A 25640-nucleotide genomic window follows, 5' to 3' on the forward strand; every position below is an offset into this window, starting at 1 on the left:
TCTTGCCTGCATCATGCTTCCTCCGTGTCGCCGGTCTGCGCCGGCATCGATAGCGTCACTTCAAACGTCGCGTTGCGCCGTATCCAGTGCACGCCCGCTTCATGCCCATAGGTGCTGGCCAGGCGCTGGCGCACATTGTCCAGCCCCACGCCCTTGCCGTGGGCCGGTCCTTGATCCACATCCACCGGATTGCGCACGGCAATGTGCAGCAAGCTGCCCGCGCGCTGCACCGCGATCTCGATCAGGCCGCCCTGCGTCAAGCCGCAGATACCATGCTTGACAGCATTTTCCACCAGCGGCTGTATCAGCATGGGCGGCAGCAGGCAGGCCAGCGCGCCGTCATCAATGACGAGCGCCACTTGCAGGCGCGCGCCGAAACGCACTTGCTCGATGGCCAGGAAATGGCGGATCAGCACCAGTTCCTGCTCCACCGCAATGTGCTTGTGCGCCTCCAGGCTCAGGCTCTGGCGAAAGAAACTGGCCAGTTGCAGCGTCATCTGGCGCGCCCCCGCTGCATCGATCGATGTCAAGGCGCTGATGGAGTTCAGGCTGTTGAAAAGGAAATGCGGATCGATCTGCGTACGCAGCATGCGCAGTTGCGCTTCCTGCGCCATCAGCTGCGCTTCCAGGCCCCGCTGCTCTGCCATCCTGGCACGCACAAATTGCAGCAACAAATAATGCACGGCGACAGCGAGGCAATACAGCAGCACGCCCAGGCCGAAAAACAAAGCCAGCAGCGATTGCGTCAGGTTCACGCCCAGCCAGCGCAGCTGCAGCAACAGGCTGGCGCTATTCATAAATTGCAGCAGGGTAGCCCACAGCAAGCCCGCGAACAGGGCCGCCACGCCCATCACGCCGGCAATGGCGAGCGGATGGCGCGCATGCAAGGGATAGGCGCGGCACAGGTAAAATGCGGAAAAACCCGAGCCGATCGCATACACCAGCGTAGCCGGCACCACCAGCACGATTGCATTGAGCCGGGGCGCCTGGGCTACCCTGGCCAGCACGCACGCCAGTGCCAGCCCCAGCGCCAGGCAGAGCACCACCACGGCCGCGCCGCCGTGCCACTTCGACAAGGGCCCGGACATGCGCGCCTAGTTGCGGATTTCCAGGCCACCCATGATGGCGTAGCCGGTCACGTACAAGCGCTTGGCCTGATTCGGCGGCACGATGGTCTTTTCTTCAAAGCCGCCGAGGATGGGCGTGCCCTGCAGCACTACGCTCCAGTCGGGCGGAATCTTGATGGTGACGCCGCCACACAGGGCAAATACGTTGAGCACGGCTTCGCCTTCGATCGATGCCTGGCGCAAATCGATTTCGCAGCCGGCCATGATGACATTGATATCGCCGCCCCTGAAGCGCTGCGACGACACGCGCCTGACATAACCGCCGAGGATAGCCGTCACTTCGATGATGCAGTCATCATCGGCCTGCGCGCCGGTGCCGGGCACTGCCGTGGTGTCGGCAGCGGCCTTGTCCAGCGACACGGCACCGCTACGGGGCAGGCCGAAGGAATCGGGCGCGGCCGTGCTGTCTTGCTGTGCGGTAAAACGCCGGCGCCGCTGGCGTTGCTGCGCGCCGGGCAAAGACTTCGACACTACGGCCACGCCCAGGCCGATGATCAGCAAGGGCCACAGCAAGTCCCAGTTCAGGTAGAAAATACCCATGTGTTTGAGGGTGGCGACCACGCCCAGCAGCACCAGCGTGCCGCCCAACAAATAGCCTTTAGCACTGCGGCTTTGCGACAGTTTCAGCAAGCCAAACACGATCAGCACCGTGGGCCAGAAGCGAAAGGTGTAGCGCACATTGATGAGGCCGAGGTTATCGAGCAGGAACAACAGCCCCAAGCCGATGACGATGACACCGAGCACGATCTGCGATGGCGAGTGCAGCGGCGGTTTATTTTTCATGCTCGGACTCCCGGTAGGCAATAAAATGTTTGTTCAGCAGCGGTTCCAGGACGAGGCCAACGCCCCAGGCGATCAACAAAGCTGGCCAGCTACGGTAGAAATTCAAGTGCCACAGTTCTTCGTACGATACATACCACCAGGCAGCGAAAAAGATCAGCCACAAGCCGCTCAGCACCTGCTTGGCGGACACAGGCGTCAGCAATTTGTTGAGGCCGAAGACGAGCAGTATCAGCGGCCAATAATGCCATAGTGCAAAGTAATCGTGGAGATAGATCACATCGAGCCGGTCCAGCAAGATGACGGCGCCGATGGCGATCAGCAGCACGCCCCACAGCAGCTGGGTACGGCGGGAATAAGCAGGTTCAGGTTTCACGTTGTCCCCTTGAAGTTGGTTAATCGTAAAGATACGCCGATTTCGGGCGCGCGAAAACACCGCTTCGGCCAATGGCGGACAGGCAGCGGTGAATGGCGCAGCGGCTGGCATGAGAGGCAAGACCGGCTGGGCCGGCATGGATGGAGTAAGCGGTAAGCGCTAAGCACCACAAGCTGGAGTAGCAGTGCGCGGCCGCCTGGCGCAAGTGCGCCAGCAGCGGAAATCTGGTGCCGATCCTTGAGGCGACCGGCTGACCTGCTGGAAGATCGAACATGGCGCCAACTTCACGGCAGTGCGTCTCAACCAAGCGCAACCATCATACTCCCGATCGCCACTTGGCACCGTTCGCTAACGTACACAGATGCCGCTTTGTTGAGCTGCATCAAACGGCGCTGGTGCGCTGCGGCCATCACATAAAAGTGCTCGCGCGACACAATAGCTATGCCTTGGACGCAACTGTCTTCTGTTTGAGCTGCAAGGCGGCGATGTAGCGGCTTCGGTAGGCGGGGTCTTGCGGCGTCAGCAGGGTCAGCCTGTCGCGCGCGCGCGTGGCGGCCACATAAAAACGGTTTTCCTCTTCCAGCGGGTCGGTCTTGCTGCGCGGAAATTCGTCAACGGCCAGGTAAGGCAGGATCACATGGTTGTATTCGAGGCCCTTGATCTGGTCGATGCAGGCGATGACCAGCTTGGCCTTGCCGCTGGTCACTGCAACAGCCTCCTCCATCTCACCCAGCCAGCCGGCAAAGCCGCCCAGCGCCACGCCCGCTTCCTTGCACACGGCAATGAAGCCATGCAGGGAGCGCGCCACGACCCGCGCCTGGGCCGGGTCGACATAGATGCGGCGCGCCGTCTGTTCCAGTTGCATCAAGCCAAAGATGTGCTGCAGTGCTTCGCCCGCCAACGCATCGGCTGGCAAGGCGCGCAGATAGTCGACGGCAGCCAGGGTCAGCGCCGCCTTGTCCTGGTTATGCGACTTGGCCAGCTGGTTCGTCAAGAAGCCTTCCAGCAAGTCCGGATAATTGGCGACGTCGGCCTTGGCTTGCTGCAATTGCGTGCGCGTAAACGGGATTTCCGCAAACGCCACCAGGGCTTCGAGGATCTCGCCGCGACGCGGACCGCTCTTGATGGCGTGCAAATCCTTGCGGGCGATGGCGACCATGCCGCGCAGCATCAGCACTTCCAGGCTCAGCAGATAACTATTCATATCCACCAGTCCGTACGCGATGCCGCTCTGGAACAGCGCCGTTTCCACACGGATCGCCTGGTCACGGTCGCGCAGCAAAATGGCGGTCGTGCCCGCATGCGCGTGTTCCAGGGCGGCGATCAGCTGCGCGCTGCAGGCCTGCGGCTGTGCATGGTCATATTCCAGCAGCTCGATGTGGGTGGCGCGCGCCAGGGCCGAGACGCTGGCCTTGTTCTTCAGCACGCCCATGGCCTGCGCCAGTTGCGGGCCGTAGCGGTAAGATGCCGTCAGCGGCAAGCGCTGCAAGGCAGGAAACTCTTGCTCGAAGCGCTGGCGCAGGAAGCGGTGATCGGCGCCCGACCAGGTGTAGATCACTTGATCCTTGTCGCCAGCGCCGCAGAAAAACGCGTTGCCGCGACGTATCAGCATGGTCAGCAAGCGGAACGAGGCTTCGTTCAAATCGTGCAATTCATCGGCAACGATGATCTGGAAGGCCGGCAATTGCTGGCGCAACGGCTCGTCGCCATCGAGCATGCGCACCAGGTCGTAGGTGGCATCAAACGCTGCGCGGAACTCGATGTCGCCCGTGTCGGCACCGCGCAAGCCTTCATACTCGCGCAGCCACAGATAGTGCGTGCGCGACATGCCCAGCATGTCCAGATTGTCATCGAGGGAGTTGCTCTCGAAGTCGGGATGTTGAAAATCCAGGCGTGCCTTGGTACGCAACTGTAACTTCAGGAATTCGGCAATCGCCCCGTTCGTCGTAGTGATTTCCAGCGCATAGCGCTCGGCGTACTTCTCGCAGACCACTTCCAGTGCTTCCCAGGCCACGGGACGCAGCTCTTCATCGCTGCGCATGAACGCCACCTGCATGTTTTCCAGTTGCAGCAGTAACTTGGCGGCAAAGGCGTCGAAGGTATCGATGATGAGGCGCTTGACGACGCCCAGCGGCACACCCACTTCCAGCAGGCGCTGGCGCAGGGCCACGCGCGCCGCCTCGGTGAAGACCAGGGCCAGCATGCGCTCGGGCGCGCGGCCCCGGTGCAGCGCCTCGGCCAGGCGCAGGGCCAGCGTCGTCGTCTTGGCGGCGCCGGCATTGGCGTCGATCAAGACCACTTTCTTTTGCGCCGTCTGGATAGCCACCTGCTCTGGCGTGGGCGTGATGCGTTTGGGAATGAACTGCGGGGCGTTATCGGTACTCAAAAATATTCCTGAAAAGGGTGGCAACGGCATCAGCCTGTGTCGGGCTTACCAGGCGCAGGTACGCAGGCCGGCAAAAATGTCGCCGCGTTCGGGCGCGTGGAAGGCGCGCATACGCAAGCAATGCAGGCGCGGCGGCGTAGCGAAGGCGGCGCCACGCAACACCTGGTGCTGCATGAAATACGGCGCCGAGTACTCGCGCCAGGCGTCCAGCGCAAAGCCCGGATACGGCTCGAACGGTGTCGCCGTCCATTCCCACACCTGGCCCCAGTGAAAGCGCGGATGACCTGACAGCGCAGCATACTCCCATTCCGCCTCGGTCGCCAGGCGGCGCCCCGCCCAGGCGCAGTACGCTTGCGCTTCATACAGGTTGATGTGGCGCACGGCTTCATTCGGCGGCAAGGTCGTGCGCTGGCCGAAACGCATGGTGCGCCACTGTGTCGCTTCGCGCAGCCAGTACAGGGGCGACGAGCGCTCCTGCTGCATCAGCCAGGCGCTGCCGGCCGCGCTCCAGAACTGGCGGTTCTGGTAGCCGCCATCGGCGACAAAATCGGCAAACTGGGCATTTGATACGGCGCAAGCATCGATGGAAAACGGTGCCACGTAGCAGCGGTAAGGCGGAGACTCATTGTCGAAGGCAAACCCGGGCCTGCGCGGCGAGCCCAGTTCGATGGTTTTGCCAGGAAAAGTGATTTCCCCTGCTCCCGGCGGCAAGACGGCACTGGAAGACAGGCACTGCGGGGCTTCCAGGCCCAGCCATTGCAAACCGGTCAGCATTTCCTCGCAGCACAAATCCTCATGCGCCAGCGCCAGCCGATACGGCGCCAGGGCGGTGTCGACATTGGGTACGCGCGAAAGTTTATCCAGGACCCTGTCGAGCACTTCGCGGCAATACGTTTTCACGGCGCCCGGACTCGGCAGTTCCAGCTTCCAGCGCGCACGGTGCTCGACCATATTGGCGTCGAACAGGTCGTCGCCGCGCGTCAGCAGGCAATTGCTGACGGCGTCGCCAGGATGGCTGGACGCGGCTTCACGCAGGATATACCACTCGGCGAACCAGGCGATGTGCGCGAGTTGCCATAAGGGCGGATTGAGGCGCGGATGGTGGGGCAGGCCCGCCACCACGTCCAGGCCGGCACTGATATAACAGTCGAACAGGGACAGGGTATTCTGGCGCGCGGCCTGCAGCGACTGGGCCAGTTGCTGCGCGCCGGCGTGGCGAAAAGAAGCGTTGATTAAAGTCATGCTCTGATTGTAACGACTTATGCCAACATTACACCAGTCGCCGGGGGAAACTATCGCCCCTGCGAACTATTTGACCAGCAGCTCACCCTGCAGCGGCATCACGACGGACTTGGGCATGCTGACAATAAAACTGCTGCCCTTGTCGGCCACGGACTGGATGGCCAACGTCCCCCCGTGGCGCAGCAATACGTGCTTGACGATAGCCAGGCCCAGGCCGGTGCCCTGAGTTTCGCGCGAACGGCTCTTGTCGACGCGGTAGAAACGCTCGGTCAGGCGCGAAATATGCTCCTGACTGATGCCGATGCCCGTGTCCTGCGCGATGAATTGCGGTCCGGCCGGGCCATCTTGCCAGCGCAGCGTGATGCTGCCACCGGCTGGGGTATAGCGCACGGCGTTCGACGCCAGGTTGCCAAAGGCGCTGTACAGCTCGTCATAACTGCCCAAGACATCGGGCCCCTTGCATTCCATGCTCACTTCATGCTTGCCTGCAGACAAACCCTTGGCGTCGCGCAAGACTTGCTGCATGAGCTTCTTGACATCCACCGGCTCGGGACGCAGCGGATAGTCGACCGATTCGAGTCGCGACAGGGTCAGCATGTCCTCGATCAAATGCTGCATGCGATGCGCCTGCTCCGTCATCAGCTTGATGTGTGCGGCGCGCGTGGCGGCATCCAGGTCCAGCTCGGTAGAGGCGATTTCCAGGAAGCCGACGATGACCGTCAGGGGCGTGCGCAGTTCGTGCGAAGCGTTGGCGATGAAGTCGCGGCGCATCATTTCGATGCGTTCCGTCTCCGTCACATCGTGTGTGACGAGGATCTGGCGGCGGTTTTCAAAGGGAATAATCTGCACGATCAGCTTGCGATTGCGGAAAGTAATCGTCAGCGGCTGGTCATAGCGGCCGAGGATGATGTAATCCATGAACTCGGGGCTGCGGATCAGGTTAGTCACGCGCATGCCCTTGTCTCGCTCATGCGTCAGGCCCAGGTGTTTCTCGGCAGCCGGATTGCACCATTCGAGGAACAGCACGTCATCCATGATGACGACGCCATCGGGTAGCAGATGCATGGCCTGGCGGAAACGCGCCAGCCATTCCGTCAGCTCGGACTGGTTTTTCTCGTCGTCGCGACGCATGCGGTACAGGCGCGCGAAGATACTGGTCCAGGCGCCCCAGCCGTCGGGCAGCTTGGCGCTTTGCGGATTGTCCAGCCAGTCACTGAGCTGGAACAGATATGACAGCTGCACGAACACCATCATGGCCATCAGTACGAAGGCAATGCCCAGCGCATACGTGGCGCCAAACAGATACCAGACGATGGACACGCCCAGCAACGCCAGCACCATGCGCAAGGCGGCCGGTACCCAGAACAGCAATTTCGGATTCATAAGAGACAGGCTTTACTTTTCAGACAACATATAGCCAACACTGCGCACGGTCTTGATCAGGCTTTCAGCCTCTTTCAATGCTTTGCGCAAGCGCAATACGTGCACATCGACCGTGCGTTCCTCGATCACCACATGGTCACCCCAGACCTTGTCGAGCAGCTGGCTGCGCGAAAATACGCGCTCTGGATGGGCCAGCAAGAATTTCAACAACTTGTATTCGGCATGGCCGATATCGATCTTCTGCTCATCCATCATCACGGTACAGCTGACGGGATCCAGGGCCACCTTGCCAGCGCGCATGGGTGCCTGCGCGTGTTCCGGACTCTTGCGTCGCAGCAGAGCCTTGGCGCGGGCCAGCAGCTCGCGCGGCGAGAACGGCTTGGTGACGTAATCGTCCGCGCCGCTATTGAGGCCGGCCAACTTGTCTTCTTCCATGCTCTTGGCGGTGAGCATGATCACGGGAATGGCGGCGAAATTGCGGTCGGCGCGAATGCGCGACAGCAAGCGCAAACCCGTCTGGTCAGGCAGCATCCAGTCCAACAGGATCAGGTGCGGCGTGCGGTGCTGGATGAATTCCCAGGCATCGGCAACGTTTTGTACAGAACAGCAATTCCAGCCTGATTCGCGCAGCGAATAGGTCACCAGTTCAACGATGGCCGGTTCATCTTCAACAATCAATACCGTGGTTTTATCAGATGCCATAAAGCTTACTCAGGGAGCTCCTCGGAAATGGCGGGAGCAGCCAACTTGGTGTGGCGGATATCCCTGCCTTCGACCACGTAAATCACGTATTCGGCGATGTTTTTCGCATGGTCGCCGATCCGTTCGATGGCCTTGGCCACCCACAGGGTATCGAGCGCCGCCGAAATCGTGCGCGGGTCTTCCATCATAAAGGTGATCAAGTTGCGCATGATAGAACGAAACTCATGGTCGATAATGGCATCTTGTGCAATTAATTGCAGCGCCTGCTTGCCATCGTTGCGCGCGAATGCGTCTAGCGCGTCGTGCAACATGTCGGTGGCCGTATTGGCAATGCCGCGCACCATCTCGTAATGGTTGACGACGCCGTTGCCGCGCATGTGCAGATTCTTCGCTACGCGGGCGATTTTTGTCGCTTCGTCGCCTACGCGCTCGAGGTCGGTAATCACCTTGATGGTGGCCATGATGGTGCGCAAGTCGTTGGCGGCCGGCTGGCGGCGCACGATCAAATGGCTGCAGGCATCGTCCAGCGACACTTCGAGCTGGTTGACGACGTCGTCTTCGCGCATCACGCGGTCAGCGCGTTCCGAGTTGCCGATGCGAAAGCACGTCATCGCGTCAAGGAACTGGGTTTCAACGATGCCGCCCATCAGGAGCACTTTCGAGCGGATCGCTTCGAGTTCGTTGTCGTACTGCTTTGATGAATGTTCGCCTATCATGCTGTCTCTCCGTATTCAGTTGTCTTGTGTGTAGCGATACGCGGCGGATCAGCCGAAGCGGCCGGTGATGTAATCCTGCGTTTCCTTGCGCGCCGGATTCATGAAAATCTGGTCCGTTTCGCCGAATTCCACCAACTCGCCCAGATACATATACGCCGTGTAGTCGGAGCAGCGCGCCGCCTGTTGCATATTGTGCGTCACGATGGCGATCGTGTAATCCTGTTTCAGTTCGCTGATCAGCTCTTCTACCTTCGAAGTCGAAATCGGGTCCAGCGCCGAGGTCGGTTCATCGAGCAGCAAGACGTCCGGTTTCACCGCCACGCCGCGCGCGATGCACAAACGCTGCTGCTGGCCGCCCGACAGCGACAGGCCGCTCTTCGACAGCTTATCCTTGACTTCGCCCCACAATGCAGCTTTTTTCAGCGCCCATTCGACGCGCTCGTCCATCTCGCCCTTCGACAGGTCTTCATACAGGCGCACGCCGAAGGCGATGTTGTCGTACACGGACATGGGGAACGGCGTCGGCTTCTGGAACACCATACCGACCTTGGCGCGCAACATATTGACGTCCTGGTCGGCGTCAAGCACGTTGCGGCCGCGGTACAGGATGGAACCTTCCGCGCGCTGGCCCGGGTACAAATCATACATGCGGTTCAGGGTGCGCAGCAGGGTCGACTTGCCGCAACCGGACGGGCCGATGAAGGCCGTGACCTTCTTTTCGTGGATGTCCAGGTTGACGTTATGCAAGCTTTGCGTTTTGCCGTAAAAAAAGTTCAGGCCCGAAATCTCGATGGTTTTTTTCTTTGGTGCCAGGTCTTGTGCTGGATTCATTTGCGTATTCATAGGGGTTCGCTTCGCTCGGTATCTGTTTAATTAGGGACTTTTTGGCTGAACACGGTGCGCGACAGGATATTTAAGGCCAGCACGCTGAAGGTGATCAGCATTGCGCCACCCCAGGCCAGCGAGCGCCAGTTGTCGTACGGGCTCATCGCAAACGATGCGATGACCGACGGCAAATTGGCCATAGGCGCATTCATGTTGAAGCTTTGGAACTGGTTATTCAGCGCCGTGAACAGCAGCGGCGCCGTTTCACCGGCGATACGGGCCAAAGCCAGCAGTACACCGGTGATGACACCTGCCTTGACGGCGCGCAAGCGCACCAGGGTGGCGACCTTCCAGCGTGGCGCACCGAGAGCAAAGGCGGCTTCCAGCAAGCTGTTCGGCACCAGACGCAGCATATTGTCCGTGGTACGCACCACCACCGGCACGGCGATCAGCGACAGCGCGATGGCGCCCGCATAACCGGAGAAATGCTTGACGTGCGCCACGTACAGCGCATACACGAACAGGCCAATAACGATCGATGGTGCCGACAGCATGATGTCGGTGACGAAGCGCGTCACTTGCGCCAGCTTGTTTTCTTCGCCATATTCGGCCAGGTAAATACCGGCCAGGATACCAATCGGGGTGCTGACCAGCGTTGCCAGTGCCACCATCAGGGCGCTGCCGACGATGGCATTGATCAAGCCACCGCCTTCGCTGCCGGGCGCCGGCGTCGTTTGCGTGAACAGGTCGATGGACAGCGCGCCGAAACCCTTGATCACCAGCGTGAACAGGATCCACACCAGCACGGCCAGGCCCAGCGCCATGGCAGCGACCGACAGGCCGATGCCGATGCGGTGCATCAGCAGGCGCTTGCGGTAGACAGGATTCATGGCCGGCTTGGCCGTAACGTCGAGAGTGCTTACTGGGCTGAGCTGGCTCATTTCGTGCCTTCCTTGCGGGACATGCCAGCCAGCATCAGCTTGGCGGCGGATAAGACGATTAAGGTGATGACAAACAGGATCAGTGCCAGCGAGAACAGCGAAGCCACGTGCAGCTCCGATTGCGCCTCGCCGAATTCATTGGCCAGCAGGGAAGTAATACTATTACCTGCGGCAAACAATGACCACGACAGTTTGTTAGCGTTGCCGATGACGAAGGTAACGGCCATGGTTTCACCGAGCGCGCGGCCCAGGCCCAGCATGACGCCACCGACGACGCCGGTCTTGGTATAAGGCAAGACGATCTTGCGCACCACTTCCCAGCGCGTGCAACCGAGGCCGTATGCCGATTCCTTCAGCACGGCAGGGACGATTTCAAACACGTCGCGCATCACGGAAGCGATGAAAGGGATGATCATGATCGCCAGTACCAGGCCGGCCGTCAACAAGCCGATGCCCATCATGGGGCCACTGAACAGCTGGCCGATGACGGGCACGGTGCCCAGGGTGGCTTTCAAGACAGGCTGGACATGGTCGGCAAACAGGGGCGCGAAGACAAACAGGCCCCAGATGCCGTAGATAATCGATGGCACGCCGGCCAGCAGCTCGACGGCCGTGCCCAGCGGGCGGCGCAGCCAGGCTGGGCAGATTTCCGTGAGGAACAGGGCGATGCCGAAGCTGACGGGAAAGGCGATCAGCAGGGCGATCACCGACGTCACCAGGGTACCGATGATGGGAATCAGGGCACCGTACTGGTCATTGACGGGGTCCCACTCGGCCGACACGATGAAATGCAGGCCGAACGTCTTGAAGGCCGGTATCGATTCCATGATCAGTGAAATGATGATGCCCACCAGGACGATCAGCACCGACAGGGCGAACAGCATCGTCACCTTGTGGAACAGGAAATCCTGGATGCGCTGCTTGCGCATGGTGGAAAGCATTTGCGTGTAGCTGATGGAATCGCTCATGGTGCCGCCTGGCATGGGGATCGTGGAGGTGGTAGATTGTGCGCTCATAATGTGCCGTGTGGGTGGTACTGCAGGTATTACCTATTTTGAACTCTTGCTTTTGCATGCCAGTCAAAACCTACTGCGCGTCGCGATTTACGGCCTGCGATGCTCCCTGTACCTTCGTACAGTTGCGCTTCCCGGCCGCAACTCCCTTGCGCTCACTACAGTTTTGTCAGGCATTATTACTTTTATTCTTTTAGCCAGGACCGCCTGCAAGGGCTTGCGCGCGGTCTTGGCTAACTCCCTGCCCCGCCGTACTGCTGGCGGAGGGGCAAGGATGGATACTTTAGATAGCTATTGAAGCCATCGAGCTGGCAGATTAGTAAATCGCTTTGCCCGATGCGTCTTTCAGGTTAGCTTTCCACGACTCTTGCACCAGTTTCACGACCGATGCCGGCATAGGCACGTAGTCCAGTTCAACCGCAGCGGCGCCGCCGTTTTTGTAGGCCCAGTCGAAGAACTTCAGAACTTCTTTTGCCTTGGCTGCGTCAGCCTGGACTTTGTGCATCAGGATGAACGACACGCCCGTGATAGGCCAGCTGTTCTTGCCAGCCTGGTCGGTCAGGACCACGCCGAAGCCTGGGGTTTGCGTCCAAGGTGCAGAAGCGGCTGCTGCCTTGAAGTTTTCGTCGTCAGGCTGCAGGAAGTTGCCGTCCTTGTTTTGCAGCTGGGTGTGCGACATATTGTTTTTCTTGGCGTAAGCCCACTCGACGTAGCCGATCGCACCCTTGATACGCTGCACGTTGGCGGCGACGCCTTCGTTACCCTTGCCGCCCACGCCCACGGCCCATTTCACAGCCGAGCCGGCGCCGATTTTCGATTTGAATTCCGGGTTGGTTTTCGACAGGTAGTCGGTGAACAGGAAAGACGTGCCCGAACCGTCGGCACGGTGCACCACGGTGATTTCCGCGTCCGGCAGCTTGACGCCGCTGTTCAGGGCAGCGATTTCCGGCGCGCTCCACTTGGTGATCTTGCCCAGGTAGATGTCTGCGATGACTTTGCCCGTCATCTTCAACTGGCCTGGCTTGACGCCATCGAGATTGACGATGGTGACCACGCCACCCATGATGGCAGGAAACTGCATCAGGCCGGCTTCTTCCAGCTCTTCTGCCTTCAAAGGCATGTCCGAGGCGCCGAATTCAACAGTCTTGGCCTTGATTTGCTTGATACCGGCGCCGGAACCGACGGACTGGTAGTTCAAACCATTGCCCGTGTTGGCCTTGTAGGTTTCAGCCCATTTCGCGTAGATCGGGTACGGAAAGGTAGCACCAGCACCTGTCATATCTGCCGCCATGACGGAAGCAGAAGAAAATGCCATCGCTGCCGAAGCACCCACGACGATAAATTTGAACATTTGCTTCATTTGCATATCAAGTCCTCAGGGTTGTTAGGGCGCAAAGTCCCGGTTGAATGCTGCGCAGTCTAGCAAGCGAATATGACAGCTTTATGACATGCGTCAAATTTCATAAAATATATGCCTACGCCCGGGAGAATGCTATTTCCGGCAGGAAAAATGACAGCATGGAGCACGATTTATGACAGACTATGTCACGCTTACGTCATATTTCATGATTACACTCACAGCGCGTCATATATGATGAAATACGGCTAGAATTAACTATCTGCAAAGACAAAAGAATATGAAACCAGAACTGCACACGGAAGTGAACAAATCGGGCATCCTGCTTGACCGCGAACTGTCGCAACTGACTTTCAACCGGCGCGTCATGGCCCAGGCGGAAGACCAGAGCATTCCGCTGCTCGAGCGCCTGCGCTACCTGTGCATCGTCAGCAGCAACATGGATGAGTTCTTCGAGGTGCGCGTGGCCAGCCTGATGGCGGCCAGCAGCATCAGTGGCACGCTGGCCGGCCACCCCGCCCTGGCGGCCAACCTGCAGCGCATCGGCAAGGAGTGCCATGCGATGGTGGAACGCCAGTACGAGATATTAAATAGCGATGTCTTGCCGGCGCTGCGCGCAGCGGGCGTGCACTTGCTGCGCGACAGCGACCGCAACGAGGCACAGCGCGCCTGGGTCAAGCAGTATTTCGACCGCGAAGTGCGCCCCCTGCTCACCCCCATCGGCCTGGACCCGGCGCACCCCTTCCCGCAAGTGGTGAATAAAAGTCTCAATTTCATCGTTTCGCTGAGCGGCAAGGATGCATTCGGACGCGGCACGGCGATTGCTATCGTCAAGGCACCGCGTGTTTTGCCACGCGTCATCAAGCTGCCGGACGACATATCGGGCGATGGCGTATCGTTCTGTTTATTGTCTTCCGTCATCCATGCACACATCTCGGACTTGTTCGCCGGGCGTGAAGTGATCGCCTATTCGCAATTCCGGGTCACGCGCGACAGCGACCTGTGGGTGGACGAGGACGAAGTCAAGAACCTGCGCCAGGCCCTGAAAGGCGAACTGGTAGGGCGCCAGTTCGGCACCTCCGTGCGCCTGGAGGTGGCCCACAACTGCCCGCCAGAACTGTCGCAGTTCCTGCTCGACCAGTTCAACCTCGATCAAAGCCGTTTGTACCGCGTCAATGGCCCCGTCAATCTGGTGCGCTTGTCGGAAATGATCGACCACGTCAAGCAGCCCGAGCTGCGCTTCCCGCCCTTTTTCCCGGGACTGGCGCATAAAGCCATCGGCAACGACATCTTTGCCGCGCTGACCAAGCACGATATCTTGCTGCACCACCCTTACCAATCGTTCCAGACGGTAATCGACTTCATCCGCAGCGCCGCCTACGATCCATCCGTGGTCGCCATCAAGCAGACGATCTACCGCACGGGCATGAATTCGGACTTGATGGAGTCACTCATCACGGCGGCGAAGCTGGGCAAGGAAGTGACGGTCATCGTGGAATTGATGGCGCGCTTCGACGAAGAAGCCAATATTAACTGGGCCGACAAGCTGGAACAGGCGGGCGCGCAGGTCGTCTATGGCGTGGTGGGACTGAAAACCCATGCCAAGGTAGCGCTCGTCATCCGCCGAGAAGAAGGCGCGCTGCGCTTCTATGCCCACTTGGGCACCGGCAATTATCACCCTACCACCACCAAGCTGTACACCGACTTCGGCTTGCTGACGGCTAACCAGAACCTGGCCGTGGAAGTAAACGAAGTCTTCATCCACCTGACCAGCCTGACCAAGCCGCACAACCTGAATCATCTATGGCTGGCGCCATTCGGCCTGCAAAGCGAGATCATCAAGGCCATCCGCAACGAGGCGAAGATCGCCCGCTCCGGCCAGCGCGGGCGCATCATCGTAAAAGTCAACGCACTGGTCGATGAGTCCGTGATCCGTGCCCTTTATGCAGCCTCGACCGATGGCGTGAAGATCGACCTGATCGTGCGCGGTGCCTGCACCCTGAAGCCGGGCGTGCCGGGATTATCGGAAAACATCAAGGTGCGCTCCGTGATCGGCCGTTTCCTCGAACATAGCCGCATTTATTACTTCCGCAACGATCTGGCACACGATGTCTACCTGGCCAGTGCCGACTGGATGAGCCGCAACCTGTTCCGTCGCGTGGAAGTGGCATTCCCGGTACTGGACCGGGCGCTCAAGCGGCGCGTAATCGCCGAGGGCCTGAATCCCTATTTGAAGGATAATACGAACGCTTGGGAACTGGAGCCGACGGGCCATTACGCGCGCCGCAGGCCGCGCGGCAAACAAACGCCGTTCAGCGCCCAGCAGTATTTGATGCACACACTGGGCACGCCTAGCGTGGAGGTAGGCGAGTAGGCACTTTTTACATAGAGGAGCACAGCATGGATCTGATCTTGTGGCGACACGCAGAAGCCGAGCCGGGCTTGCCCGACCTGGAACGCACCCTGACCCTCAAAGGCCAGAAACAGGCGCGCCGCATGGGGGAGTGGCTGGCATCGCAACTACCAGAAAATTGCCGCATCCTCGTCAGCCCCGCCTTGCGGACCTTGCAAACGGCGCAAGCACTTGGGCGCAAGTTCAAGCTGATGCCGGAACTGGCGCCCGGCGCCGAGGCGCAAGACATCCTGAAGGCGGCCAACTGGCCCGGCGGCAAGGAAACCGTACTCATCGTCGGCCACCAGCCCACCCTGGGCCAGGCGGCCGCCCTGCTGCTGACGGGCGAGGAGCAGGAATGGGAAATGCGCAAGGCCAGCGCGTGGTGGTTTTCCCAGCACGAACCAGGCGACCCCATCAGCGTCTATTTAAAAGCCGTGATGGCGCATGACCTGGTCGTGAAATAAGTGGAATCAAACGGGGAAATGCGCAAGGCCAGCGCAAGGGTGGACAGGTTTTCCCAGCACGAACCAGGCGACCCCATCAGCGTCTATTTAAAAGCCGTGATGGCGCATGACCTGGTCGTGAAATAAGTGGAATCAAACGGGGAAATGCGCAAGGCCAGCGCAAGGGTGGACAGGTTTTCCCAGCGCGAACCAGGCGACCCCGTCAGCGTCTATTTAAAAGCCGTGATGGCGCATGACCTGGTCGTGAAATAAGCGGAATCAAACGGGGAAATGCGCAAGGCCAGCGCAAGGGTGGACAGGTTTTCCCAGCGCGAACCAAACGACCCGATCAGCGTCTATTTAAAAGCTGTGATGGCGCATGACCTGGTCGTGAAATAAGCGGAATCAATCACGGAAATGCGCAAGGCCAGCGCAAGGGTGGACAGGTTTTCTCAGCGCGAACCTAACGACCCGGTCAGTATCTATTTGAAAGCCGTGATGGCGCATGACCTGGTCGTGAAATAAGTGGAATCAATCACGGAAATGCGCAAGGCCAGCGCAAGGGTGGACAGGTTTTCCCAGCACGAACCAGGCGACCCCATCAGCGTCTATTTAAAAGCCGTGATGGCGCATGACCTGGTCGTGAAATAAGCGGAATCAAACGGGGAAATGCGCAAGGCCAGCGCAAGGGTGGACAGGTTTTCCCAGCACGAGCCAGGCGATCCGGTCGGTATCTATGTGAAAGCCGTGATGGCGCATGACCTGGTCGTGAAATAAGCGGAATCAAACGGGGAAATGCGCAAGGCCAGCGCAAGGGTGGACAGGTTTTCCCAGCACGAACCAGGCGCCCCCATCAGCGTCTATTTAAAAGCCGTGATGGCGCATGACCTGGTCGTGAAATAAGCGGAATCAATCACGGAAATGCGCAAGGCCAGCGCAAGGGTGGACAGGTTTTCCCAGCACGAACCAGGCGCCCCCATCAGCGTCTATTTAAAAGCCATGATGGCGCATGACCTGGTCATAAAATAAGCGATCCATCACGGAAATGCGCAAGGCCAGCGCAAGGGTGGACAGGTTTTCCCAGCACGAACCAAACGACCCGGTCAGTATCTATGTGAAAGCCGTGATGGCGCATGACCTGGTCGTGAAATAAGTGGAATCAATCACGGAAATGCGCAAGGCCAGCGCAAGGGTGGACAAGTTCTCCCAGCACGAACCAAACGACCCGGTCAGTATCTATGTGAAAGCCGTGATGGCGCATGACTTGGTCATAAAATAAGCGATCAATCACGGAAATGCGCAAGGCCAGCGCAAGGGTGGAGAGGTTTTCCCAGCACGAACCAAACGACCCGGTCGGTATCTATGTGAAAGTCGTGATGGCGCATGACTTGGTCATAAAATAAGCGATCAATCACGGAAATGCGCAAGGCCAGCGCAAGGATGGAAAGGTTCTCCCGGCGCGAACCTAACGACCCGGTCAGTATCTATTTGAAAGCCGTGATGGCGCATGACTTGCTTGTGAAATAAGGGTGCTGAAATAGAGCAATGCGCAAAAAATGCGGCGGGACAAATACTGGCGGAGATCCCAACTCCGCGGCCTTGCAAAGCGCTGCCGATCTGCTAGAGTTTAATTGCATCAACTACGTGTCGGAGCCCTGCCCCGGCACATTGAGCAACCCAGCGGACAGCCGTCCAACGGCGGCTGAAAGACCATGATTACCTTGCTCGTTTTTCTCTTTATCGCCATCTTCGCCGCCATTATCGGCTTCGTTGCATTTGAACTGGTCGAAGAAATGCGCGGCAGTCACCACAAGCTGATGGACCGCTACCACGAGTAGTGTTCACCTCGGCACTATTGCATGGCGCCAGTGACGACCTACAGGTCCGTCCCTCGCGCCATCGTTGTATCTGCCGACAAAACTCACTGCGCGATTGGATCTTCAGTCGCACCGAGCTGCGCGCCAGGCAAATCGGCATCGTCCAAAGCCTGCTCGCGACATCGCGCCGGCACAATGCCCATCCTTACGATTACTTGGTCGCTGTCTTGCAGCGCGTGGGCCAGCATTGCGCACCCGAGATCGAACAACTGGCCTCGCGCCTGTGGAAGTCGCTGTGCGCCAACAAGCCGCTGCGCTCCGACCTAGACCAGCGCGACGAACGCCAGTGACGTCAATGACACCGTCTGTTTAGCGCTTACTTGCCAAGGTATTCGGCTTGGCAATCTGAGCCTTCATGCAATCGCCCAGCGGATGGTAAGCGTTGCCCTTGACATGCGCCACAACGACCGCCTGGCAGCGCAAAAAGTGGCCGCAAAGGTCGATAGGCGAGCAGGTAGGACGAGCGAGTGAAAGCAACGTACGGCCCGACGAAAAAATAATTGACTTGACGAGCGACTGCAATACAAACCATGTCACCAGCTCTCGACGCTCGCATCTGCAACGGGAACCGATTTAATCTCAATCGCTGAGCCCGACCGCGTAGCGCTACATCGAGAAAACAACGCCAGCGCAAGCAGCATAATAATCGCTTGTGTTGGCATCGCTTGTACCTTAATCTAAATCAAGCGGGGGGCAATACTAAGCTCCCGCAAACAGAGCACGCTGTTATCGCGGCACTGATAAAAATTGCCGGGACAAGCGCTCCATCCGATGAAATGTCGTTTAATGTTGAGGAAAAAAATGCCTAAAGCAAGACCGCTGCGCATCCTGATTGTCGACGACAATGATTTATCCCGCGCTTTACTGCGTGTGATACTGCGCGGCGATGAACATGACATTGTGGGCGAGGCGATATCGGTGCAGCAAGCGATACAAATGTGTCAGACCATGCAACCGGATGTGGTGCTACTCGATATCCTGATGCCCGGCGTACCGGGGCTCGATGCTATCGGCCCCTTGAAGAAAATCAGGCCACAAGCTCGGATACTGATGGTGTCTGCAAATGATGATGACGACAACGTCAAACGGGCCATGGAGGAAGGGGCCGATGGCTTCATCGCCAAACCATTCAATTCAGCGTCGATCCTCCAAACTATGCAGCATATGGCAGACACATTCACGTTTGCCGCGCCGGCCACCTTAGCCGGCCTCTCCTGAAGGTCGCGACCAGAGTCGCTGGCCATGTTGCTCGCATCTATGCCACCGTTGACGTCAGATAAAGACTAGACCATGCCACTATACAGATCCATTGCCACCCTCGGTCTCGTTCAAGCTCGCGGCGCGGTGCTGGCATGCACCGCTGTCGCCATCGCCTGTGCTGCGCTGCCGACGTGGCACCATGCCGGCCCATTGCAACTGCTTACATTGATCGGCGTGACGCTTGCTAGCCTGGGTAGCGTCTGGTGCGTCTGGTGCGTCGGCCGCGTAGCGCCGATCGCCGCATCGACCGAGGCGCGTTGCGTTGACAGTGACGGTGGCGCGCAACAACTGAGCCGATTGCTGGCCGGTATCCTTCCTGTATGGCAGACGCAAACGGGTATGGCCAGATCGCAGAACGACACGGCCGGCCTGCAAGTGGTCGACAATTTCACCTCCATGATCAGGGAATTTGACAACGCTGGCTTTGGTGGCGTCGGTGGGCAGGAAAGTGCGGCCAACGAGGACACCACCATCAATCTGCTTACCTTGTGCGAACGCGAATTAACGCCGGTTGTCGCCATGCTCGAGCAATTAGTTCGCAGCAAGGACGAATTGCTTCAGCGGGTGAACGATCTGGCGAAGGAAACTGCAGAGTTGAAAGCGATGGCCAGCGAGGTCAGTCTGATCGCCGCCCACACCAATATGCTTGCCATCAATGCCGCGATCGAGGCGGCGCATGCCGGCGCCTCCGGACGCGGCTTCGCCGTGGTCGCGGCCGAAGTGCGCAAGCTGTCGAATATGTCGGCAGAAACGGGCAAGAATATCGCCAGGCGGGTGCAGCATATCGGACAGAGCATGACTACCACACTGGACAGCGCCAATATCGCTGCCGCCAGTGACCGCAAAACCATGAGCGTGACAGCCGAAGTCATCGGTGACGTGCTGCAGCATGTCCGTTCGCTGGGCAGTTCAATGATGCAGATGCGCACACACGGCAACATCATCCGCAACGATGTCGAACAGATGATGGTTGCACTGCAATCCCAGGACCGTGTGTCGCAGATACTGGAAGTGTTGGGCAGTGATATGACACGCCTGCGGGAACTACTGAGCGATCCGTCGAGCGAACTGCCTAGCAATGATGACTGGATGAGCGGCGCGGACAGTTCCTTCAAGCGCCGACACGGCATCCTGAGCAAGCCTCCGGCTATCACCCCGGGTCAGCCCGCGGCAAGCGGCGAAGTGGATTTTTTCTGAGACATTGATACGTATTATTGAATGGTGGGAGCCCAAGCATGGCAAAGACTATTTTGGTGGTAGATGATTCGGTTTCGCTGCGGCGCGTTGTCGCGCTGGCCCTAAGCAACGCCGGCTATGAGGTGATCGAAGCCGGCGATGGCGTCGATGGCCTCGCGGCCTTGGAAAAGCAGGGTAGCAAGAAAGTGCACCTGATCATCAGCGACGTCAATATGCCGCGCATGGATGGGATTGAATTCGTCACCCAACTGAAGCAGAAAAACGCCTTCAAGTTTACGCCGGTGATCATGCTCACCACGGAAGGCGACGATGAAGTCAAGCATGCCGGGCGGGCCGCCGGCGCAAAGGCCTGGATCATCAAACCGTTCAATCCGGCGCAAATGTTGAACGCTGTCACCAAACTGATCCTGCCCTGAAGGAGTCGCCATGAGCGTGATTGCGATCGCCGAGAACTTGACCATCGAGCACGTTGCGGCCTTGCGCGCCACGATGCAAACGGCGCTGATGGCCGGCGACAATAACGACTTCGTCCTGGACCTGGCCCAGGTCGTCGAGTTCGACGGCGCCGGGATGCAGCTGCTGCTGGCCTTCGTCCGTTGTGCCGCCGACAGCGGCAGGGCAGTGGCCCTTCGCCGGGTGCCAGAGCCGGTGGCGCGCTTGCTAGCCGAGTACGGTCTGTCGGAACGCTTTTCATTGGAGCAAGCGGCATGAATGACGAACTGTACGGAGACGCGCTGCTGATCTTCTTCGAGGAAGCGCGCGAAATGCTGCAGCAGATTGAGGATTGTCTACTGTGCCTGCAGCAGGACCCAGACAATACGGAAGCGGTGCACACGCTGTTTCGCGCCGCCCACACGATCAAGGGAAGCAGCGGAGTGTTCAGCCTGGAACGTGTGGTGTGCTTCACGCACTTGCTTGAAAGCGTGCTCGATCAGGTACGCAAACGCGCGCTCCACATCGATCCAGCCCTCGGCGAACTGCTGCTGGCCAGCCGTGACATGATCGGCGCTTTGCTGCAGCAAAGCGAGCAGCACTGCGCCGACGTGGCGACCCTGGCTGAGACCGACGCTCGCGCTGCCGTGCTGGCCGCCCGCCTTACGCGCTACCTGAACGGCGACGTAGCAGTGACACAACCGGCCAGCAACATCGCAGCAGCGACGCCGCAAGCGGCGTCCTGGCACCTGTCTCTGCGCTTCCGGTGCGACACCTACCGCAACGGTTTCGATCCGTTGACCGTCATCGCCTACTTAAAGACGCTCGGCCAGTTCGATACCATCGTCACAGTCGAAGACGGCTTGCCGGCTTGGGAAGCACTCGATCCTGAATCCTGCCACCTGGGTTTCGAGATCTGCCTGCTGACCAGCGCCAGCAAGAGCGATATCGAAGCGGCCTTCGAATTCGTGGCGGAAGACTGCGACATACGCCTTATCCCGCCGACTCGGCGTGTGGCTGATTTTATTGCCCTGATCAATGATTTGCCACAAGAGCTACGCCTCGGTGACATACTGGTCAGCTGCGGCGCCCTGACACGTGATGCACTCGACGCGGCGCTGGCGCGCCAGAAAAAAGAAACGCTCAATGACACCCCACTGGGCGAAATACTGGTGGCCCGGCACCAGATCCCCGTCGAAGTGGTTGATGCCGCGCTGGAGCGGCAAGAGCGCGGCCCAACGCAGCGCCAGGATGGCGGCCTGTTCGTGCGGGTGCCGGCCGACAAGCTCGACGATCTCATCAATCTGGTGGGCGAACTGGTGATCTGCGGCGCCAGCGCCAGCCTGCAAGCGGTGCAGGCCGGGCATACCAGTCTGGTCGGCACGACGCATCAGCTGAGCCGACTGATCGAAGAAATTCGGGACGGTACGCTCGGCTTGCGCATGGTACGCATCGGCGAGACCTTCGTGCGCTACCGGCGCGTGGTGCACGACGTGGCGCGCGAGTTGGACAAGGAAGTGCGCTTGGAAATCGATGGCGCCGAGACCGAGCTCGACAAATCCGTAGTCGAGAAGATCGGCGACCCGCTGATGCACCTGGTGCGCAATGCACTTGATCATGGCATCGAGCCGCCCCAGAGCCGGCTGACCGCCGGCAAGCCGGCACAGGGCCGGATCGGCCTGACGGCACGCCACGACGCGGGCAATATCGTGATCGAAGTCAGCGATGACGGCCGCGGCTTGGATGGCGAAAAACTGTTGGCCAAGGCACGCGATCGCGGTCTGGTCGGTGCCACACAGCAGTTGAGCGAGCGCGAAAAGCTTGAACTGATCTTCGCGCCCGGCTTTTCCACCGCCGAGCAGGTCACCAATTTGTCAGGGCGCGGGGTCGGCATGGACGTGGTGCGCAAGAACATCGAAGCGCTGCGCGGCACGGTGACCCTGCACAGCGTGCCCGGCAAGGGCACAACCGTCGAGATCCAGTTGCCGCTGACGCTGGCCATCATCGATGGCTTCTTGGTACGCATCGGCGACGGCTCCTTCGTGATCCCGCTGCACGCCGTCGTCGAATGCATCGACGCCGTCGACGACGGCGCCGCAGTGGGCCGGCAGGCGGCCGGTTTCATCAATTTACGCAACGGTGTGCTGCCGCTGCTGGACTTGCGCACGATCTTTTCCGTGCCAGGACCGGCGCCGGCCAAGCGGCGCATCGTCGTGGTTCAGGGCGGCGGCAGCGCCGGCCTGATAGTCGACCACCTCGATGGCGAATACCAGACCGTGATCAAGCCGCTAGGCAAACTGTTCCGCAATCTGCGCGGCATCAGCGGCTCGACCGTGCTTGGCTCGGGCGACGTCGCTCTGATTCTCGATGTGGCCACCCTGGTCAAGATGGCGGCCCAGGGCACGCCACGCGACAGCGGAGCCGCCTTGGCCATCCCGGGTTAGCCCACAGCAGTTGTAACTGAGCACATAAACAAGAGGCGCCGCTGCCCGATACGCCTCGCAAGCCACCTATTTCAAGCGTCCAAGGAGGACAACATGTTAAAGGAACTATCGATTCGAGCCAGGCTGGTGATAGTGATGGCCTTGTTGGGCGTGCTACTGGCGGCCGTCGGCATCTTGGGCCTGTACGGTATGCAAAGTGGCAATGAAAGCATGCGCCGCCTGGTGGACGAGGAAGTCAGGGACCTGACGGCGATCAACGATATCCAGGTCCGGCTATTGCGCAATCGCGGCCTGCTGGCGGAAGCCATCGTGGAGCCCACGCTGATTCGGGAACATGGCGCCAAGGTCGATGCCAACATCGCGGAAAACACCAGCCAATGGGCGGCCTACCAGCGCATACAGAGGAGCCCCAAGCAACAGCGCCTGGCCGAACGATTCCAAGACGCACACGGTAAATATGTGGCGGAAGTGTTGCGCCCGATGCTGGCGGCTTTGCGCATCAACGACCTGAAACAGGCGGGGACATTGGCGGCCATATCGGGCACGCGCTATGTGCCGGTACACGACAGCATCATGGCAATCGAAAAAATGGAAAATGATATCCTGGCGCAGCAATATCAGCATGCGCTGGGAACATTCTCCACCATACGCGCCATCACGCTAGGCGCCATCGCACTGGGCCTGGCGCTAGCGCTCTGGATGGGACGATCGTTGCTGGCCGCTATCATCAAGCCTTTACTGCGCAGTATCGCCGTTTGCGAAAGCATGGCGGGCGGCAAATTCGACAATCTGGTCGAGTCCCATCGCAATGACGAGCTGGGACGCATGATGACGGCGCTGGGCAATATGCAAACCCTGGTCGGCCAGCAGCAGAAGCAGACCCTGCGCATCAAGATGGCACTTGACTGCACGTCCACCAGCGCCATGATTGCCGACGCCGACGGCACCATCATCTACATGAACCAGTCGCAGACGGCGTTGATGGCCGAGGCCGAAGGCGACATCCGCAAGGAGCTGCCGCAGTTCCGCGCGGCCGAGATCATCGGCGGCAGCTTTGACCGCTTCCATAAAAACGCGTCGCATCAACGCAATCTGCTGGCCAGCCTGCAGAGCGTGCACAAGGTCGACATTAATGTTGGAGGGCGCGTCTTCAACCTGACCGCCACGCCCATCGTCGACCCACAGGGCCAGCGCAGCGGCACCGTGGTGGAATGGAAGGACCGCGCCGGCGAACTGGCGGCCGAACACGATGCGCGTGCCAACGCGCGCATCCGCCAGGCGCTGGACAAGTGCTCGACCGGGGTGATGATCGCCGATATCGAGGGCGCCGTCATTTACCTCAATGACGCGGTAGCCGCGATGATGAAGGAGGCCGAGGCGGATCTGCGCAAGGATCTGCCGCAATTCCGGGCCGATCTCATTTTGGGCAGCAATCTTGACAGCTTCCACAAAAATCCCGCCCACCAGCGGGCGCTGTTGGCCGACCTGCGCGGCACGGACCGCTCCGAGCTCGTGCTCGGCGGACGCACCATGCAGCTCACCGCCAGCCCCGTCCTGAACGCGCGATCAGAACGCCTGGGCACGGTCGTCGAATGGCGCGACCGCACCGGCGAGGTGCTGGTCGAACGCGAGATCGCTGGCGTCGTCGATGGCGCGGCGGCGGGCAACTTCAGCCACCGCATCGATCCGAACGGCAAGGAAGACTTCTTCGCCATCATGGCGGCCGGCATGAACCGCCTGATGGACACCAGCGAAACAGGCCTGAACGAGGTGCTGCGCATGCTCAAGGCGCTGTCCAGCGGTGATCTGACCCAGCGCATCAGCGCCGATTACGACGGCACCTTTGGCCAATTGAAGGAGTACGCTAACAGCACCAGCGACCAGTTGACCAATATCATCACCGATGTGCGTAATGCCGCCGACGCCCTGACCTCTGCCTCCGAACAGGTCAGTTCGACGGCTCAGAGCTTGTCGCAAGCAGCATCGGAGCAAGCGTCCGGCGTGGAGCGTACCAGCAGCTCGGTGGAACAGCTGTCCAGTTCCGTGGCACAAAACACGGAAAACGCCAAGGTCACGGACAGCATGGCTCAAAAATCGTCGCGCGAAGCGGTGGAAGGCGGCGACGCCGTCACGCGCACCGCTGAGGCGATGAGGCAGATCGCCGCCAAGGTCGGCATCATCGACGACATCGCCGACCAGACCAACTTGCTGGCCCTGAACGCGGCCATCGAGGCGGCGCGCGCCGGCGCCTCAGGCAAGGGCTTTGCCGTGGTGGCCGCCGAAGTGCGCAAACTGGCCGAGCGCAGCCAGGTCGCCTCGAAGGAAATCGGTGAGCTGGCAGGCACCAGCGTGACCATGTCGGAACGCGCCGGGCGCCTGCTCGACGAGATGATACCGTCGATCCGCAAGACGTCCGACCTGGTGCAGGAAATCGCAGCGGCATCGGAAGAGCAAACCGGCGGACTGTCGCATATCAGCAAGGCCATGGGACAGTTAAACCAAGTGACCCAGCAAAATGCCGCCGCGTCTGAACAGTTGGCCGCGACCTCCGAAGAGATGTCGGGCCAGGCCGGCGCGCTGCAGCAGTTGATGAGCTTCTTCACCATCAGCCAGCAGGCGCGCGAGCGTCCCGAGCTGGAACCGGTACGCAAGGTGGGCAATGTACGGCAGGTGGTCGGGAGCGGACGCAAGATCACCGCCGGACAGCTGATCGACGAGTCTCAATTCAAGCGTTTCTGAAGCGA

General features: G+C 59.8%; 22 protein-coding genes. 10 read left to right on the forward strand and 12 right to left on the reverse strand.

Annotated elements, in window-relative coordinates; translation table 11 throughout:
* Positions 1-11: 11 nt before the first annotated feature.
* The 12 genes from ACQ4V8_RS15155 to pstS form a co-directional block, all read right to left on the reverse strand.
* Positions 12-1088: a sensor histidine kinase gene (locus ACQ4V8_RS15155; protein ID WP_010396841.1), complete on the reverse strand. Its 1077-nt coding sequence runs from the start codon at positions 1086-1088 to the stop codon at positions 12-14.
* 6 nt (positions 1089-1094) lie between these two features.
* Positions 1095-1910, reverse strand: coding sequence for a LiaI-LiaF-like domain-containing protein (locus ACQ4V8_RS15160; RefSeq protein WP_070347001.1), 816 nt, complete (start codon positions 1908-1910; stop codon positions 1095-1097).
* Positions 1900-2283, reverse strand: a complete 384-nt coding sequence (locus ACQ4V8_RS15165; protein ID WP_029496305.1) for a LiaF transmembrane domain-containing protein — start codon at positions 2281-2283, stop codon at positions 1900-1902. Before ACQ4V8_RS15165 ends, ACQ4V8_RS15160 begins: the two co-directional genes overlap by 11 nt.
* A gap of 439 nt (positions 2284-2722) precedes the next feature.
* Entirely contained in the window at positions 2723-4669 is a 1947-nt protein-coding gene (locus tag ACQ4V8_RS15170) for a UvrD-helicase domain-containing protein (protein WP_196857027.1), read from the reverse strand.
* A 45-nt stretch (positions 4670-4714) separates the two neighbouring features.
* The gene (senA, locus tag ACQ4V8_RS15175; RefSeq protein WP_261981078.1) at positions 4715-5911 is read right to left on the reverse strand and encodes a selenoneine synthase SenA; all 1197 of its coding nucleotides are present in this window, start codon (positions 5909-5911) and stop codon (positions 4715-4717) included.
* Positions 5912-5977: 66 nt separating this feature from the next.
* Positions 5978-7294, reverse strand: coding sequence for a phosphate regulon sensor histidine kinase PhoR (gene phoR, locus ACQ4V8_RS15180; RefSeq protein ID WP_010396823.1), 1317 nt, complete (start codon positions 7292-7294; stop codon positions 5978-5980).
* A gap of 12 nt (positions 7295-7306) precedes the next feature.
* Positions 7307-7996 (reverse strand): response regulator, encoded by a 690-nt coding sequence (locus ACQ4V8_RS15185; protein ID WP_010396821.1) that lies wholly within the window; start codon positions 7994-7996, stop codon positions 7307-7309.
* A gap of 5 nt (positions 7997-8001) precedes the next feature.
* Positions 8002-8712 carry a phosphate signaling complex protein PhoU gene (gene phoU, locus ACQ4V8_RS15190; RefSeq protein ID WP_010396819.1) on the reverse strand — a complete coding sequence of 237 codons (711 nt, stop codon included), beginning with the start codon at positions 8710-8712 and terminating at the stop codon, positions 8002-8004.
* A gap of 48 nt (positions 8713-8760) precedes the next feature.
* A complete protein-coding gene (gene pstB / locus ACQ4V8_RS15195; RefSeq protein WP_010396817.1) occupies positions 8761-9543 on the reverse strand; it encodes a phosphate ABC transporter ATP-binding protein PstB in 783 nt (260 codons plus the stop codon).
* A gap of 38 nt (positions 9544-9581) precedes the next feature.
* Positions 9582-10478: a phosphate ABC transporter permease PstA gene (gene pstA, locus ACQ4V8_RS15200; protein WP_010396815.1), complete on the reverse strand. Its 897-nt coding sequence runs from the start codon at positions 10476-10478 to the stop codon at positions 9582-9584.
* Complete coding sequence (pstC, locus tag ACQ4V8_RS15205) at positions 10475-11461, reverse strand: phosphate ABC transporter permease subunit PstC (protein ID WP_029496303.1); 987 nt, start codon at positions 11459-11461, stop codon at positions 10475-10477. The genes pstA and pstC overlap by 4 nt, the downstream gene beginning before the upstream one ends.
* Positions 11462-11807: 346 nt before the next feature.
* Complete coding sequence (gene pstS / locus ACQ4V8_RS15210) at positions 11808-12857, reverse strand: phosphate ABC transporter substrate-binding protein PstS (protein WP_029496301.1); 1050 nt, start codon at positions 12855-12857, stop codon at positions 11808-11810.
* Positions 12858-13128: 271 nt separating this feature from the next.
* On the opposite strand from pstS, the gene ppk1 reads away from it, so the two are divergent.
* The 10 genes from ppk1 to ACQ4V8_RS15260 all read left to right on the forward strand — a co-directional run bounded on the left by ppk1 (position 13129) and on the right by ACQ4V8_RS15260 (position 25635).
* A complete protein-coding gene (gene ppk1 / locus ACQ4V8_RS15215; protein ID WP_070347004.1) occupies positions 13129-15222 on the forward strand; it encodes a polyphosphate kinase 1 in 2094 nt (697 codons plus the stop codon).
* Between the two features lie 26 nt (positions 15223-15248).
* Positions 15249-15707 (forward strand): phosphohistidine phosphatase SixA, encoded by a 459-nt coding sequence (gene sixA, locus ACQ4V8_RS15220; protein ID WP_010396806.1) that lies wholly within the window; start codon positions 15249-15251, stop codon positions 15705-15707.
* A gap of 1691 nt (positions 15708-17398) precedes the next feature.
* Entirely contained in the window at positions 17399-17524 is a 126-nt protein-coding gene (locus ACQ4V8_RS15225; RefSeq protein WP_261981081.1) for a hypothetical protein, read from the forward strand.
* Between the two features lie 194 nt (positions 17525-17718).
* On the forward strand, positions 17719-17853 hold the full coding sequence (locus tag ACQ4V8_RS15230; RefSeq protein WP_280720827.1) for a hypothetical protein: 135 nt from the start codon (positions 17719-17721) through the stop codon (positions 17851-17853).
* A 511-nt stretch (positions 17854-18364) separates the two neighbouring features.
* Positions 18365-18781 carry a response regulator gene (locus ACQ4V8_RS15235; protein ID WP_010396804.1) on the forward strand — a complete coding sequence of 139 codons (417 nt, stop codon included), beginning with the start codon at positions 18365-18367 and terminating at the stop codon, positions 18779-18781.
* A gap of 192 nt (positions 18782-18973) precedes the next feature.
* Complete coding sequence (locus tag ACQ4V8_RS15240) at positions 18974-20020, forward strand: methyl-accepting chemotaxis protein (RefSeq protein ID WP_436571752.1); 1047 nt, start codon at positions 18974-18976, stop codon at positions 20018-20020.
* 38 nt (positions 20021-20058) lie between these two features.
* Complete coding sequence (locus ACQ4V8_RS15245) at positions 20059-20436, forward strand: response regulator (RefSeq protein ID WP_010396800.1); 378 nt, start codon at positions 20059-20061, stop codon at positions 20434-20436.
* A 10-nt stretch (positions 20437-20446) separates the two neighbouring features.
* Entirely contained in the window at positions 20447-20731 is a 285-nt protein-coding gene (locus ACQ4V8_RS15250) for an STAS domain-containing protein (RefSeq protein ID WP_010396797.1), read from the forward strand.
* Positions 20728-22896 (forward strand): chemotaxis protein CheA, encoded by a 2169-nt coding sequence (locus ACQ4V8_RS15255; protein ID WP_010396794.1) that lies wholly within the window; start codon positions 20728-20730, stop codon positions 22894-22896. The genes ACQ4V8_RS15250 and ACQ4V8_RS15255 overlap by 4 nt, the downstream gene beginning before the upstream one ends.
* Positions 22897-22989: 93 nt before the next feature.
* On the forward strand, positions 22990-25635 hold the full coding sequence (locus ACQ4V8_RS15260) for a methyl-accepting chemotaxis protein (RefSeq protein ID WP_080570609.1): 2646 nt from the start codon (positions 22990-22992) through the stop codon (positions 25633-25635).
* Positions 25636-25640 lie beyond the last annotated feature (5 nt).

Origin of the sequence: Janthinobacterium paucivorans, from assembly GCF_051380805.1 — a bacterium.
GTDB classification, from domain to species: Bacteria; Pseudomonadota; Gammaproteobacteria; order Burkholderiales; family Burkholderiaceae_D; genus Janthinobacterium; species Janthinobacterium lividum_D.

Bases quoted from the DNA above. Each gene is read 5' to 3' on its own strand.
- ACQ4V8_RS15155 (WP_010396841.1), bottom strand. From the start codon at position 1,088: ATGTCCGGGCCCTTGTCGAAGTGGCACGGCGGCGCGGCCGTGGTGGTG.
- ACQ4V8_RS15160 (WP_070347001.1), bottom strand. From the start codon at position 1,910: ATGAAAAATAAACCGCCGCTGCACTCGCCATCGCAGATCGTGCTCGGT.
- senA (WP_261981078.1), bottom strand. From the start codon at position 5,911: ATGACTTTAATCAACGCTTCTTTTCGCCACGCCGGCGCGCAGCAACTG.
- phoR (WP_010396823.1), bottom strand. From the start codon at position 7,294: ATGAATCCGAAATTGCTGTTCTGGGTACCGGCCGCCTTGCGCATGGTG.
- ACQ4V8_RS15185 (WP_010396821.1), bottom strand. From the start codon at position 7,996: ATGGCATCTGATAAAACCACGGTATTGATTGTTGAAGATGAACCGGCC.
- phoU (WP_010396819.1), bottom strand. From the start codon at position 8,712: ATGATAGGCGAACATTCATCAAAGCAGTACGACAACGAACTCGAAGCG.
- pstB (WP_010396817.1), bottom strand. From the start codon at position 9,543: ATGAATCCAGCACAAGACCTGGCACCAAAGAAAAAAACCATCGAGATT.
- pstA (WP_010396815.1), bottom strand. From the start codon at position 10,478: ATGAGCCAGCTCAGCCCAGTAAGCACTCTCGACGTTACGGCCAAGCCG.
- pstC (WP_029496303.1), bottom strand. From the start codon at position 11,461: ATGCCAGGCGGCACCATGAGCGATTCCATCAGCTACACGCAAATGCTT.
- pstS (WP_029496301.1), bottom strand. From the start codon at position 12,857: ATGCAAATGAAGCAAATGTTCAAATTTATCGTCGTGGGTGCTTCGGCA.
- ppk1 (WP_070347004.1), top strand. From the start codon at position 13,129: ATGAAACCAGAACTGCACACGGAAGTGAACAAATCGGGCATCCTGCTT.
- sixA (WP_010396806.1), top strand. From the start codon at position 15,249: ATGGATCTGATCTTGTGGCGACACGCAGAAGCCGAGCCGGGCTTGCCC.
- ACQ4V8_RS15225 (WP_261981081.1), top strand. From the start codon at position 17,399: ATGATTACCTTGCTCGTTTTTCTCTTTATCGCCATCTTCGCCGCCATT.
- ACQ4V8_RS15235 (WP_010396804.1), top strand. From the start codon at position 18,365: ATGCCTAAAGCAAGACCGCTGCGCATCCTGATTGTCGACGACAATGAT.
- ACQ4V8_RS15245 (WP_010396800.1), top strand. From the start codon at position 20,059: ATGGCAAAGACTATTTTGGTGGTAGATGATTCGGTTTCGCTGCGGCGC.
- ACQ4V8_RS15250 (WP_010396797.1), top strand. From the start codon at position 20,447: ATGAGCGTGATTGCGATCGCCGAGAACTTGACCATCGAGCACGTTGCG.
- ACQ4V8_RS15255 (WP_010396794.1), top strand. From the start codon at position 20,728: ATGAATGACGAACTGTACGGAGACGCGCTGCTGATCTTCTTCGAGGAA.
- ACQ4V8_RS15260 (WP_080570609.1), top strand. From the start codon at position 22,990: ATGTTAAAGGAACTATCGATTCGAGCCAGGCTGGTGATAGTGATGGCC.